We start from the raw sequence: 13,526 nt of genomic DNA, 5'->3' as shown, positions 1-13,526 counted from the left end.
CCTCGCATATCGCGTTATAAAAGGGCGCAACGAATTGCGCCCAGTGGAGACAGTACCGCTAAACTTATTTACCGATAAACTCAGCCAGGTTGGACTGGTCTACGCCCACGTAAGGTACGCGAACGATTTTGTTGTCAATTTTCCAGTTGGTGCCATCTGCCGCGCCTTTGCCATCGGCGAGGTTTTTCGCCAGATCGAAGGTGGCTTTCGCCTGGTTGTTGGCATCGTTCAGCACGGTACCGGCCATCGCACCGGATTTAACCAGCGCCAGCGCTTCTGGCAGTGCATCCACGCCGAATACCGGGATTGAGGATTTGTTGTGTGCTTTCAGCGCTTCTACCGCACCCATTGCCATCGCATCGTTGTTGGCGATAACGACTTCGATTTTGTTGGCATTAGGACCGGACAGCCATGCGTCCATCTTATCTTTCGCCTGAGCGGTATCCCACATCGCGGTATCTAACGCCAGCTGCTGGGTTTTCAGGCCCTTGTCGTTCAGCTCTTTGATAACGTAGGTAGTACGCGCTTCAGCATCCGGGTGGCCTGGCTCGCCTTTCAGCAGCACGAACTGAATCTGACCGTCTTTATTCAGGTCCCAGTTCGGGTTCGCCGCCCAGTGTTTCGCGATCAAATCGCCCTGAATAATACCGGACTCTTTGGAGTCAGTACCGACGTAATACGCTTTGTCGTAGCTATCCAGCGCCTTACGGGAAGGTTCTTTGTTGAAGAAGACGATCGGCACGTTCTGACCGCGCGCTTTTTCAATGACCGTGCCTGCTGCAGCCGGGTCAACCAGGTTGATGGCCAGGGCTTTCACGCCTTTCGCCAGCAGAACGTCGATCTGGTCGTTCTGTTTGGACTGGTCATTCTGGGAGTCGTTCATCAGCAGCTGAACGTCTGGCGCTGCTTTCGCATCTTTCTCAATCGCTTTACGCACAACAGACATGAAGTTGTCGTCGTATTTATAGATGGTCACACCAATACGGGTATCCGCAGCGTGCGCTGCTGCACCAAAAAGCATGCTTGCCATTACAGCAGACAGGGTCAACACCTTCTTATTCATGGTATCTCCGGTTTTTTTATGCAGGGTAGTTCTTGTGAATAACGATCGGCGGGCAGGTGTTAATAAAACGTTACTGACAGCCGAAGTTCACTTATAAAATTTCTATCTTCCGTGTTCGGTAACGCTCCAGAAATGCGTTTTATTCGTTGTTTGCGGCACATTGGCTATAGTGAAAGTGAATAATCACTGTTACATAGCGTTTCAGCCCCTAAAACGCTGACATCATAGTCAGCACCTTGTTAAGATACTGTGAATTTACTCACAGATTGAAAACGGTTACATCACCTGATCTAATCAGTTAGTGATCGGAACCACAATTTGCCGGGCCGCGACGGAGTGGCGACGTACTAAAGTCGGCATGAAACAGTGCGTTGCGCCCGGATCCAGCAGCCCTGCCGCTCCCTGTAATGCCAGCTCAGTCGCCAGTTTCGCCATAGAGGCAATGGGGTAGCGCACCGTTGTCAGCTGCGGGTCGGTGTAACGGGCAATCGGGATATCATCAAAACCAATGAGTGACAAATGCTGTGGCACCGCAATGCCGTTATCTTTCAGCGCCGCCAGGGCGCCTGCCGCCATGCTGTCGTTATAGGCAAACACCGCAGTAAGCTGCAGATTGCGGCCCAGCAGCTCCACCATTGCCGCCTCGCCGCCCTGCATGTCCGGCGTACCGGTGCCCGTCCAGCTTTCTGACGGCGTAATGCCGTGCTCTTTCAGGGCGTTTTGCCACCCCTCGCGCCGCAGGTCGTCATCTTCAATATGATGGCTGGAGGCCAGATAACCGATCCGCTGATGCCCGTTGTTGATGAGCATTTTCGTCGCCATCATGGCGCCGCTGACGTTATCCAGCCCGACGCAGCGGTGGGCATAGCCGGGGACGATGCGGTTGATCAGCACCATGCCCGGGATCTGATCCATAAAGCCGGTTAGCTCTTCATCGCTCAAAGCTTTTGAGTGGACAATCAAGGCGTTACAGCGCTGACGGATCAGCACTTCAATGGCATGTCGCTCCTTTTCCGCCTCATGATAGCTATTGCCGATCAGGACATATTTCTGATGCTGCTGGGCCACCACGTCGACCGCTTTGACCAGCGCGCCGAAAAAGGCATCCGAGACGTCCATCACCACCACGCCGATGGTGTCGCTGACCTGCGTCGCAAGCGCCTGGGCATTGGCATTTGGCCGGTACCCGAGCTGGGTCACGGCTTTCATTACGATTTCACGGGTTTCAGGGCTGACCAGCGCGCTATTGTTCAGCACGCGTGAGACGGTAGCCACAGAAACGCCCGCCTGACGGGCGACGTCACGAATGGTGATCATATTCACCATCCTTCAAAGGATTGCAGCAACTCACAGACACCCCCTGTGTTTAGCAAGGTGGCTATTTTGGCAGCGAGAGAGAGGGGACTACGTGAAGAAGCTCACACTCATGAAAACGCTTACATCCGTTTTGTTAATGATTGTGATCCAGATCGTTATCTGGATGTGTTCCTCAATGATACCCCTGAAGCATGTGCGGTTAACTGACGCCACACCCACTCCAGCGGTCCCTGGCGGAAATAGCGTAGCCAGAGAACAGAAAACGCCAGGTTAATCACCCAGACCGGAATAACAAACGCCAGCAGCGTGAGGCGGTCGAATTTCATAAACAGGCCAAATCGATAGAAAAGCGTGGTGCAGAGAAGCGTTTGCAGGAGGTAATTGCTCAACGCCATGCGGCCCACGCAGGCGATAGCGCTGACGATCCACAGGCGGGAAAGCGTTGGCCAGAAGCCATAGATCAGCGCCGCGTAGCCGATGGTCTGGAACGGCGCGCTCAGTTCGCGCGGCACCTGGAGCAGGAACGCGCACCAGCGGTAATCCCAGTGGATGTGCCACTGCGTGATTATCGCCGGGAGGTTAATCAGCACGCCGATCAGTACCAGCCCGACACCCGTTCGCCGATAGTGACGCAGGCTGAACTCCCCTTTCAGCCAGCCGGTGCGCATCAGTGACGCGCCCATCAGCATCATGCCCGCCAGCTGCCAGCCGTATTGCGCCCCCAGCGCAAGGAGGTTATCCCCCAGCATATCCGCGCGGTTGCTTATCGCTTCCGTACCGCCCTTCAGCTTCCAGTACTGTTCGTACTGCAGGTTAGCGGCATCCGGGATCCAGGAACGGTTCGTCGCTTCGCCGGAGATCATCCCCAGCAGCAGCAGGACCCCAAGCCCCATGACGTAGAGCATCACGCCGGTGTTAAACAGGCTTTTTACGCTGTGCGCATCGCGAATCAGACGCCAGCAGATGAGCCCGACTAACCCATACGCGAGAAGAATATCGCCGTCCCAGAAGAACAGGCCGTGGATAAAGCCGAGGAGAACCAGCAGCGTCAGGCGCGACTGGATCCAGCGCGTACCGCGTTTGAGGAGGAGTTGCAGACCTGCACCAAACAGCAGGGCAAACAGCGTGAGGAATTTAACCTGCGCGAAGAGATCGAGGACAGCCCAGGTCCAGGCATCGCTGCGCGTGATGTCGCCATACCAGGCAGGATTGAGGTAAGCCGCCTTCGGCAGGCCGAAGGCGCTGATATTAAGCAGCAGGATACCGAGAATGGCGACGCCGCGAACAAAATCGAGCGTGACGTTTCGCTCCATGGTTCCTGCCCTGTAAGACTTAGTTGTGGTGACGTACGGCGCGCAGGAACTCCTGGCGGGTATTCTGGCTAGATTTAAACAGGCCGCCCAGCGACGTCGTGGTCGTTGCACTGGTCGCATCACGCACGCCGCGCGCCTTCACGCAGTAGTGAACCGCATCGATAGAAACGGCCACGTTATTGGTGCCCAGCAGCGTTTGCAGCGCGGTCAGGATCTGCTGCGTCAGACGCTCCTGCACCTGCGGACGCTGGGCAAAGAACTGCACGATGCGGTTGATCTTCGACAGGCCAATCACCGTATCTTTTGGGATATACGCCACGGTCGCTTTACCGTCGATGGTCACGAAGTGGTGTTCGCAGGTGCTGGTCAGCGTGATATCGCGTACCGTCACCATCTCGTCCACTTTCATCTTGTTTTCAATGACGGTGATTTTCGGGAAGTTGGCGTAATCCAGCCCGGAGAAAATTTCGTCGACGTACATTTTCGCGATGCGGTGCGGCGTCTCCATCAGACTGTCGTCACTCAGATCGAGATTCAGCAGCTCCATGATCTCGGTCATATGACCGGCAATCAGACGCTTGCGGGTTTCATTGTCCAAATCCTGTACGGGCGGACGCAGTGGCGTTTCAAGACCGCGCGCAACCAGGGCTTCGTGGACCAGGGCAGCTTCTTTACTGAGTGATGACATTTTGTTCTCCTGCAGGTGTGGCGTCTTTTGCCCTCGTTGTGGCAAAAGTATGCGCTCATTGTGCGTGAGGCGGCGCACATAATCCAGTATTCACGACGATAATTATTGCAATTGCTGTTGCCTTTCAACGTGACGATTCCAGACCAGCGCTCCGCCGACGAACAGCGCAACACCTGCCAGCCCCAGCGCGGGCTCCAGCCGGTGGGTAAGCCAGGTTGATAACGCCGAGGTCATCGGGCCAATCAATTGACCAATCGCATACCCGGTGGTGAGCAGGCCTGCCATATAGCGCGTGTGGTTTGGCGCCAGCTCGCGGCCGTATAAAAGAGAGAGCTGCACGGCACACAAAAAACCGCCGCCCACCAGCAGTCCGCCCGTCAGCAAACCGCCAATCCCCGGCAGCAGCCAGGCCGCCAGCACGCCAGCCCCCTGTAACCACAGCACGATAGCCAGCCTGCGGTTAGCCGTTGAGGTGTGGCGTAAAAGAATACTGAGCGCAATGCCCACCACGGCGGCGATACCAAAAATCGGCCAGACAAACTGGGCAAACAGGCTGCCGGGAAAACGCACCGCCGCCATTTGTGACAGGAATGTCGCCGGGAGGATATAGCCAAACCCGGCCAGGCTGTAGCTCCAGACCAGGCGCTTTAAATCCGCCGTCAGCACCAGCGGCTCTGGTGCGGTGCCCGGTCGATGGAGCTGCCCGGATCGCGGCAGGTAGCGCGCCACCAGCGCAATCAGCACCAGCGCCAGCACGCCGTAGATTTGCCATGCCGCCCCGGCCGAAAGGGATTTCGCCTGGATATAGACGGCGAGCAGCCCGCTCAGGGCAATGCCCGCCCCCGGTCCGGCAAACACGGCAGCGCTCAGGCCCGGTTTACCCAGCTGCCCCAGCCGCTCGTTGGTCCAGGCGGCAATGAGTACCATCGACCAGCCGCTCATGCAGCCAATCACGAAGCGCAGCAGGCCGTGCACAACGGCGTTATCCGCCGCCGCGGAGAGCAGCGTCAGCGCAACCGCGCCGGTGATGCCAAGCCAGAGGCGCGTTTCCACAAAGCGGTGCGCGCGCATTGCATCCCATGCGCCCACCAGATAGCCCAGATAGTTCATCGCCGCCACCAGACCCGCGCTGGTCAGCGTAAGCTGTCCGGCAGCAATCATGAGCGGTACCTGAGGCGTAAAGGCAAAGCGCCCTATCCCCATCGCCACCACCAGAACGACAAACCCACTGAGCGCAATACGCAGCGCCATGACCGCTCCAATTGTTAAAGAAAAGTAAATTTATGATGCAGCATCTGGGCGTCAGGCGAAAGTGAAAGTTACTCACAGGTCAATGAAAAGGCTGTATTATGGTTTTTATGAATACGCATTCTCATTAAGGAGCCCTGCATGGAACTGCTCGAAGAGCACCGTTGTTTTGAAGGTCGACAGCAGCGCTGGCGGCACGACTCCACCGTCCTGAACTGTGCGATGACGTTCAGCATTTTCCTGCCGCCGACGGAAAATCCGCCGGTTCTGTTCTGGCTTTCAGGCCTGACCTGCAACGACGAAAACTTCACCACCAAAGCGGGCGCGCAGCGTATTGCCGCCGAGCTGGGTATTGCGCTGGTGATGCCTGATACCAGCCCGCGTGGCGATGATGTAGCCGACGATGCAGGATACGACCTGGGTAAAGGCGCCGGGTTTTATCTCAATGCGACCGAGCAGCCCTGGGCGCACCATTACCGCATGTATGACTACATTCGCGACGAGCTGCCCGCGCTGATTCAGTCCGGGTTTGCGGTAAGCGACCGCTGTGCCATCAGCGGACATTCTATGGGCGGTCACGGGGCGCTGATCATGGCGTTAAAAAATCCGGGAAAATACGTCAGCGTGTCGGCATTTTCGCCAATTGTGAACCCAACGCAGGTGCCGTGGGGGCAGAAAGCCTTCGCGCACTATCTGGGTGAAGATGAAGCAAAATGGCAGGAATGGGACAGCTGTGCGCTGATGCTGGCCAGCAGCTCGGCAAATGCGATCCCGATGCTTATCGATCAGGGCGATGCGGACCAGTTCCTCGCCGGACAGCTGCAGCCTGCGGTGCTGGCAGAAGCGGCACGCCAGAAGGACTGGCCGCTGACGCTGCGCATTCAGCCGGGGTATGACCACAGCTATTACTTCATCGCATCCTTTATTGAGGATCATCTCCGCTTTCATGCGGAGCATTTGTTTGGGTAAGTGCGGCTGCGTGCGCTCTGATGCCCTCACTCTGGCCCTCTCCCAAAGGGAGAGGGAACAAACACTAAAAACGGCAACTTACGTTGCCGTTTTGCTTTTACCCTGGCCGCATCAGAACTTATAATCCACGCCCACAAAGTAGCGACGGCCGTCTTCCGTATAGCTGTAATCGTCGCGGCTCAGATCTTTATCCAGCAGGTTCTGCACGCCAGCACGCAGCTTCACGCTTTTCGTCGCCTGCCACGCGGCGCCGGTATTCCAGATGACATAGCCACCCGGCGTTGGTGCACTGCTGGTCAGCGCGCGTTTCTCACCGGTGTAGTTGCCCTGAACGTAGAACGACCAGTCCTGCGTTGCCTTCCAGTCAACGGTACCGTTGGCGGTGTGGAACGGCAGATCCGACAACGGCTTGTTGCCGCCGTTGCTGATATCACGACCGTCGTTATAGGTATAGTTAAGGGTCAGTTTCCAGTCGTCCGCCAGCGGGAATTTCAGCTCGGTTTCCACCCCGCGGATGCGCGCCTTGTTAACGTTGTAGTAGCGGAAAATTGGTTCTCCGTCCGCATTCAGTCCAACGTAGTTAGGGTAGCCCTGGGCCTGTTTTGCATTGGCCGTACGGCTGATGCTGATGCGGTCATCCACGTTATTCTGGAAGGTGGTGACGCTGGCCTGCACGCCCTCTAACCAGCCCTCTTCCCCGCTGTAGTACAGTCCGAATTCGAAGCTCTCGCTGGTTTCCGGTTTCAGATCCGGGTTACCGACTATCTCACAGGCACCGCGACACGAGCCGGTGACCCAGTCCGGGCTAAGCTGGAGCAGCGACGGCGCTTTAAACGCGGTGGCCCAGCCCCCTTTCACCGTTACGGTATCGGTCGCGTTGTAAACCAGATAGGCGCGCGGGCTCCAGTGATCGCCGTAGGTATCATGGTCATCCATACGGATGCCGGTGGTCAGCGCCAGAGGTTCAAAGATACGCCACTCATCTTCAAGGAACAGGGCATACTGGCTTGTCGACGTACTGCTGCTGGAACCGCCCGTCAGGTTGACAGGATCCTTCAGCTTATCGTGACGCCATTCGCCGCCGAAGGTCATCAGCTGGTTGATTTCGCCCAGCGGCAGCACGTATTTTCCGTCCACCGCGTTGCTCTCGGAGGTGATAGGATTGCTGTTGCCGGGGTTTTTGTTATCCACCTTTTCGCCGTAAACCTTCAGCTCGCTGTTGCCGACGCCCCAACGACCGTTGTGGCTGAGAGAGTAGTTCTGACGCTCAAGGCGGTTTTTGTCGAGGGAATCCGAGTCGCGATCCTGACGGTCGAAACCGTAGCCCGCCGTAAAGTCGTGATTTTCAGACGGCGTCCAGGCGAATTCCACATTCGCATCGCGGCTGGTGAAGCCTTCAATGCGCGGCGTTTCACCGCTCGCCGTGGTGGAGGACTTCTGCTGACCGTCTTTCTCACGCTTCGCGAGGCTACCGTAGGCTTTCAGCCCCAGCAGGCCGTCAACCAGCGGACCGCTGGTATAGAACTGGCCGTTGTACGTGTCTCCACGGTCGCGGTGTTCCTGAATCGTGGAATCGGCGCTCAGGGTGCCCGTCCATTTCTGGCCGATTTTTTTGGTGATAATGTTCACCACCCCGCCCAGCGCATCGGAACCGTACAGAGAAGACATAGGTCCGCGCACCACTTCGATGCGTTCGATGGCGTCAACCGGCACCCAGTTGAGGTCGAAATCATTATGGCGGAATACCGCGTTACGCGAGTTAACGCGCTTGCCGTCGATCAGGATCAGCGTATAGCTGCTGTCCAGTCCACGAATACTTACCCCTTTACGGTTGTCCCCTTCGCTCGTGAGCTGAACGCCCGGCACCTCCCGTAACACATCTTTCATATTCTGAACGGGTTTGCGCTGCAAATCTTCCTGGGTAATTACGCTGATGCTTGCCGGTGCGTCTTTCAGGTTTTGCTCGGTCGCGGAGGCCGTTACAACCATTGTGTCGCCGGATTCCGCTGCGATAACAGGCAGGGCCAGGGACATTGCGGACGCACAAAGTCCTCCCCTGATGAAGGGATTCAACCTAAACATTCCATATCTCCATGAGGTAAATACAACTAAATCAAATCATCATTGCTCACAGCGTCTTCCTTTCCGCCCACGTCTGCGGTGGGTCGGTGACACGCTTGTTTTTTGATAACGATAAAGCAAACGATAATTGTTATCAATTAAATTGTTAAGAAATATATCTTTGTTTCAGGATGCGGGCATAAAAAAACCCGCTCGAATGAGCGGGTTAAAAGAGAGGAAGTGCGATTATTGTTTAAACCGTTCCGGGAATTCCATTTCACTGTAGCGAACGAATTTTGTTCCTTTCGTCAGCTTGTAGCCAAACCAGATGACGAGGAAAAGCGGAATACCAATGTAGGTCGCCGTCACGGCGCCCCAGTCAATGGTGTCCGCCAGGAACGCTTCATAGTTCTGTCCCAGCGTAATGATCAGGCACAGAATGAAGGCGAAAATAGGACCCAGCGGGAAGAAGCCGGAGCGATACGGCAGCGAGTTAACATCGTGACCCTGCTTGACGAAGCCGCGGCGGAAACGGTAGTGGCTAATAGCAATCCCCAGCCAGGCAATAAAGCCCGTCATCCCGGACGTGTTAAGCAGCCACAGGTACACCGTCTGGTTGCCAAACATAGAGGTCAGGAAGCACAGACCGGCAATCACCGTTGTGGCATACAGCGCGTTACGCGGTACGCCGCCACGAGACAGCTTCGCGAAGATACGCGGGGCTTTACCGTCGCATGCCAGCGTGTAGAGCATACGGGTGGACGCGTACATCCCGGAGTTACCGGCTGAAAGCACAGCGGTCAGGATAACGGCGTTCATCACTGCCGCAGCTGAAAGCAGACCGGCGTGCTGGAAGACCAGCGTGAACGGGCTGACGCTAATGTCTTTTACGTCATTACGCAGCAGGCTTGGATCGGTGTACGGGATGATCAGGCTGATAATCAGGATCGCGAACACATAGAACAGCAGGATACGCCAGAATACCTGACGGACCGCACGCGGAATATTTTTCTCCGGGTTCTCTGACTCACCGGCGGCGATACCAATCAGCTCAGTCCCCTGGAAGGAGAAGCCGACAATCATCGCCACGCCAATCATCGCCGAAAGGCCACCGGCAAACGGCGCATCGCCTGTTGTCCAGTTACTCCAGCCCGCAGGTTCTGCACCTTTGAAAATACCAACGATCATCGCCACACCGACGACGATAAAGATGATGACGGTTGCCACTTTGATCAAAGAGAACCAGTATTCCGCCTCGCCGAAACCGCGCACGGAGATGTAGTTCAGCAGGAAGATGACGGCCAGGAACAGGGCGCTCCAGATCCAGCCCGGCGTATCCGGGAACCACCAGTTCATCACCAGCTGTGCGGCGACAAGGTCAACGGCGATAGTGACCGCCCAGTTGTACCAGTAGTTCCAGCCCAGCGCGAAGCCGAAGCCTTCTTCAACGTATTTTTGACCGTAGGTCGAGAACGAACCGGATACCGGCATGTACGCGGCCAGTTCGCCGAGACTGGTCATCAGGAAGTACACCATCAGGCCAATCAGGATATAAGAGAAGAGCGCCCCACCCGGGCCTGCTGCCGAAATCGTTGCGCCAGAGGCAACGAAAAGACCTGTACCGATTGAGCCGCCAATGGCGATCATCGTCAGGTGACGCGCCTTGAGTTCACGACGTAGCGTGGGCGCTTCTGTGGTTTTAATTTCTGAAACCATATGAAAATGCTGTCCATTTAATAAATGAGGCGCGATTGTAGCAGACGATCCGCGTTCCTTCCGGCAGAAATACTCAGTTATAAGAGAGCTTCATGACTCGGCCAGGATTATAAGTAAAGCATAAAAATGTGGGGTGACAGGCGCGCGTAGCCCCGGTAAGCGAAGCGCCACCGGGGAACGTTAAATGGTGCAGTAGCGCAGAAAACGCTGCAGAGAGCTGGAAAGGTGTTTCTGACGATGATGGATGCACCATAGCGTGCGCACTAGCTTCGGCAATGGAACCGGAATTTCAACCAGCGACCCCGTTTCAAGCTGTTCGGCAATGACGCGCCGGGAAAGACAGCTGATTCCCAGGCCGTGACGCACCGCGTGCTTGATGGCCTCAGAGTTCCCCAGCTCCATCCCTAGCTGGAAATGCGGCAGATGGGAAAGCAGCAAATAATCGACAATTTCACGCGTGCCGGAGCCCTGCTCGCGCAGGATCCACTGCGCCTGTGCCAGGCGCTCCAGCGTCACCTCGCCCTGCAATAACGATGAGGCCGGGGATGCAAACACCACAAGTTCATCCTCCAGCCAGGGCTCGGCAATGATATCGACGTTATGGCAGGGCCCTTCAATGAGGCCGATATCCACGCGGAAATCGATCACCGCGTTGATAACGTCCTGGCTGTTACCCACGCTCATCTCCAGCGGCAGGGTCGGGAAATCCCGGCGGTAGCGGGCAATCACTTCCGGCAGGATGTAGTTCCCAATGGTGCTGCTGGCGTAGACGCGGATCGCGCCGTTGTCTTCGCGGAACAGCTGTTCGATTTCGATAGCCTGCTCCAGCAGCGCCAGCGCGCGTGGATAAAGAAGACGACCGTGCTCGTTGACCACCAGACGCTTCCCTACCCTGTCGAACAGCTGCACGCCCAGCTGCCCTTCAAGATCGGTCAGCGCCGCGCTGACCGCAGACTGCGAGAGCGCCAGCATTTGTGACGCCTGGGTCGTCGAGCCGCTTTTCAGCACCTCGGCAAACACTTCCAGCTGACGCAATGTAATGTGCATGGTTGTTTACCACTTATATAGATTGATTATAAGTATATAATCAATTTTATTTTTAAGCCAGAGCGCCGTAACCTTTAGCCAGACAAAGGAGAAGGTTATGTCAGAAATCACCTTACAACATCATCGTACAGTGTGGCACTTCGTGCCGGGCCTCGCGCTTAGCGCAGCAGTGACCGCCGTAGCATTATGGGGCGGCAGCATCCCGGCTATCGCAGGCGCAGGTTTTAGCGCGTTGACGCTGGCTATTTTGCTGGGCATGGTCGTGGGAAATACCGTTTACCCACATATCTGGAAATCCTGCGACGGCGGCGTGATCTTTGCCAAACAGCACCTGCTGCGTCTCGGGATCATCCTTTACGGCTTCCGTCTCACCTTTTCGCAGATTGCGGACGTGGGCGTGAGCGGAATTGCCATCGACGTCCTGACCCTGACCAGCACCTTTTTGCTGGCCTGCTTTATCGGCCAGAAAGTCTTTGGCCTGGATAAGCAAACCAGCTGGCTGATCGGTGCCGGGAGCAGTATCTGCGGGGCCGCGGCGGTGCTGGCAACGGAACCCGTCGTTAAAGCCGAAGCCAGCAAGGTGACCGTGGCGGTGGCGACGGTGGTGATCTTCGGTACTCTGGCGATCTTCCTCTACCCGGCCATGTATCCGCTGGTTGCCCACTGGTTTAGCCCGGAAACCTACGGCATCTATATCGGTTCGACCATGCACGAAGTGGCCCAGGTGGTGGCGGCAGGACATGCTATTAACCCTGAAGCCGAAAACGCGGCGGTGATTGCCAAAATGCTGCGCGTAATGATGCTGGCACCGTTCCTGATTTTCCTTGCTGCGCGGGTTAAACAGCTTGCACCGGCGGACAGTAATCAGAAAAGTAAAATCACCATTCCGTGGTTTGCGATCCTGTTTATCGTGGTCGCTATCTTTAACTCCTTCCACCTGCTGCCGAAAGCGGTGGTGGATATGCTGGTGACGCTGGATACCGTGCTGCTGGCGATGGCCATGGCGGCCCTGGGGGTGACTACACACGTCAGCGCGCTGAAAAAAGCCGGTGCGAAGCCGCTGCTGATGGCGCTGGTACTCTTCATCTGGCTGATTGTCGGGGGCGGTGCGATTAACCTCGCGGTCCATAGCCTGATGGCATAAACCATCTCGTCCTTCTCCTGCTAACCCGCTATCATAAGCGTTTCGGGTTAGCAGGAGTTTTTTTATGAAATATGTTGGAGCGCACGTCAGCGCTGCAGGTGGCCTTGCGAATGCCGCCATTCGCGCCGCCGAAATCGAGGCGACCGCTTTCGCCCTGTTCACCAAAAACCAGCGCCAGTGGCGCGCCGCGCCGCTCACCGCTGACGTGATTGATGATTTTAAAGCCGCCTGTGAGAAGTATCACTATGGGCCAGGCCAGATCCTTCCCCACGACAGCTACCTGATCAACCTCGGTCACCCGGTTGAAGAGGCGCTGGAAAAATCCCGCGAGGCGTTTCTTGATGAAGTACAGCGCTGCGAACAGCTGGGGCTGACGCTGCTGAACTTCCATCCGGGCAGCCATCTGATGCAAATCGATGAAGATGCCTGCCTGGCTCGCATTGCCGAGTCCATCAACATCACGCTGGACAAGACCAAAGGCGTCACCGCGGTAATTGAGAATACCGCCGGTCAGGGCAGCAACCTCGGCTTTAGGTTTGAACATCTGGCGGCGATTATCGACGGCGTGGAGGACAAATCCCGCGTTGGCGTATGCATTGATACCTGCCACGCGTTTGCCGCCGGATATGACCTGCGCACCACCGAAGCAACGAAAAACACGTTCGATGAGTTCGAGCGCATCGTGGGCTTTAAGTACCTGTGCGGAATGCACCTGAACGATGCGAAAAGCGCGTTCGGCAGCCGCGTTGACCGCCACCACAGCCTGGGCGAAGGTAACATCGGCCACGATGCGTTTCGGTTTATTATGCAGGACGCCCGCTTCGACGGTATTCCGATGGTGCTGGAAACCATCAATCCGGATATCTGGGCAGAAGAGATAGCCTGGCTGAAGGCACAGCAAACCGCTGAACAGGCGGCATAAAAAAAGCCGGGTGCATAATGCAACCCGGCTTTTTTATA

The 13,526-nt window shown here is 56.4% G+C and carries 11 protein-coding genes; 3 read left to right on the top strand and 8 right to left on the bottom strand.

The window, feature by feature from the left end:
• Window positions 1–64: 64 nt before the first annotated feature.
• From mglB to ACOTZC_RS12750, 5 genes are all read right to left on the bottom strand, one after another.
• Window positions 65–1,063, bottom strand: a complete 999-nt coding sequence (gene mglB, locus ACOTZC_RS12770) for a galactose/glucose ABC transporter substrate-binding protein MglB (RefSeq protein ID WP_008500923.1) — start codon at window positions 1,061–1,063, stop codon at window positions 65–67.
• A 294-nt stretch (window positions 1,064–1,357) separates the two neighbouring features.
• Complete coding sequence (gene galS / locus ACOTZC_RS12765; RefSeq protein WP_045402849.1) at window positions 1,358–2,380, bottom strand: HTH-type transcriptional regulator GalS; 1,023 nt, start codon at window positions 2,378–2,380, stop codon at window positions 1,358–1,360.
• 155 nt (window positions 2,381–2,535) lie between these two features.
• Window positions 2,536–3,693, bottom strand: coding sequence for a DUF418 domain-containing protein YeiB (gene yeiB, locus ACOTZC_RS12760; protein WP_045402848.1), 1,158 nt, complete (start codon window positions 3,691–3,693; stop codon window positions 2,536–2,538).
• Between the two features lie 19 nt (window positions 3,694–3,712).
• Window positions 3,713–4,381, bottom strand: a complete 669-nt coding sequence (gene folE / locus ACOTZC_RS12755) for a GTP cyclohydrolase I FolE (RefSeq protein ID WP_023312471.1) — start codon at window positions 4,379–4,381, stop codon at window positions 3,713–3,715.
• A gap of 102 nt (window positions 4,382–4,483) precedes the next feature.
• Window positions 4,484–5,632: a YbfB/YjiJ family MFS transporter gene (locus tag ACOTZC_RS12750; RefSeq protein ID WP_045402846.1), complete on the bottom strand. Its 1,149-nt coding sequence runs from the start codon at window positions 5,630–5,632 to the stop codon at window positions 4,484–4,486.
• A 138-nt stretch (window positions 5,633–5,770) separates the two neighbouring features.
• On the opposite strand from ACOTZC_RS12750, the gene fghA reads away from it, so the two are divergent.
• Window positions 5,771–6,598 carry an S-formylglutathione hydrolase gene (gene fghA / locus ACOTZC_RS12745; protein WP_318155098.1) on the top strand — a complete coding sequence of 276 codons (828 nt, stop codon included), beginning with the start codon at window positions 5,771–5,773 and terminating at the stop codon, window positions 6,596–6,598.
• Window positions 6,599–6,709: 111 nt separating this feature from the next.
• On the opposite strand, the gene cirA is transcribed toward fghA, so the two are convergent.
• From cirA to yieE, 3 genes are all read right to left on the bottom strand, one after another.
• Window positions 6,710–8,680 carry a catecholate siderophore receptor CirA gene (gene cirA / locus ACOTZC_RS12740; RefSeq protein WP_045402836.1) on the bottom strand — a complete coding sequence of 657 codons (1,971 nt, stop codon included), beginning with the start codon at window positions 8,678–8,680 and terminating at the stop codon, window positions 6,710–6,712.
• A 225-nt stretch (window positions 8,681–8,905) separates the two neighbouring features.
• Window positions 8,906–10,375 (bottom strand): amino acid permease, encoded by a 1,470-nt coding sequence (locus ACOTZC_RS12735; RefSeq protein ID WP_045402834.1) that lies wholly within the window; start codon window positions 10,373–10,375, stop codon window positions 8,906–8,908.
• A gap of 180 nt (window positions 10,376–10,555) precedes the next feature.
• Window positions 10,556–11,422, bottom strand: a complete 867-nt coding sequence (yieE, locus tag ACOTZC_RS12730) for a DNA-binding transcriptional regulator YeiE (protein WP_045402831.1) — start codon at window positions 11,420–11,422, stop codon at window positions 10,556–10,558.
• Between the two features lie 97 nt (window positions 11,423–11,519).
• On the opposite strand from yieE, the gene ACOTZC_RS12725 reads away from it, so the two are divergent.
• The gene (locus tag ACOTZC_RS12725; RefSeq protein ID WP_023312477.1) at window positions 11,520–12,566 is read left to right on the top strand and encodes a YeiH family protein; all 1,047 of its coding nucleotides are present in this window, start codon (window positions 11,520–11,522) and stop codon (window positions 12,564–12,566) included.
• A 64-nt stretch (window positions 12,567–12,630) separates the two neighbouring features.
• The gene (gene nfo / locus ACOTZC_RS12720; RefSeq protein WP_126303471.1) at window positions 12,631–13,488 is read left to right on the top strand and encodes a deoxyribonuclease IV; all 858 of its coding nucleotides are present in this window, start codon (window positions 12,631–12,633) and stop codon (window positions 13,486–13,488) included.
• Window positions 13,489–13,526 lie beyond the last annotated feature (38 nt).

Origin of the sequence: Enterobacter cloacae complex sp. SHL009 (assembly GCF_049237205.1) — a bacterium.
Lineage (GTDB): Bacteria > Pseudomonadota > Gammaproteobacteria > Enterobacterales > Enterobacteriaceae > Enterobacter > Enterobacter cloacae_M.
The sequence above is the reverse complement of the archived record's forward strand: the minus strand, read 5'-3'. Positions and strand labels throughout refer to the sequence as shown.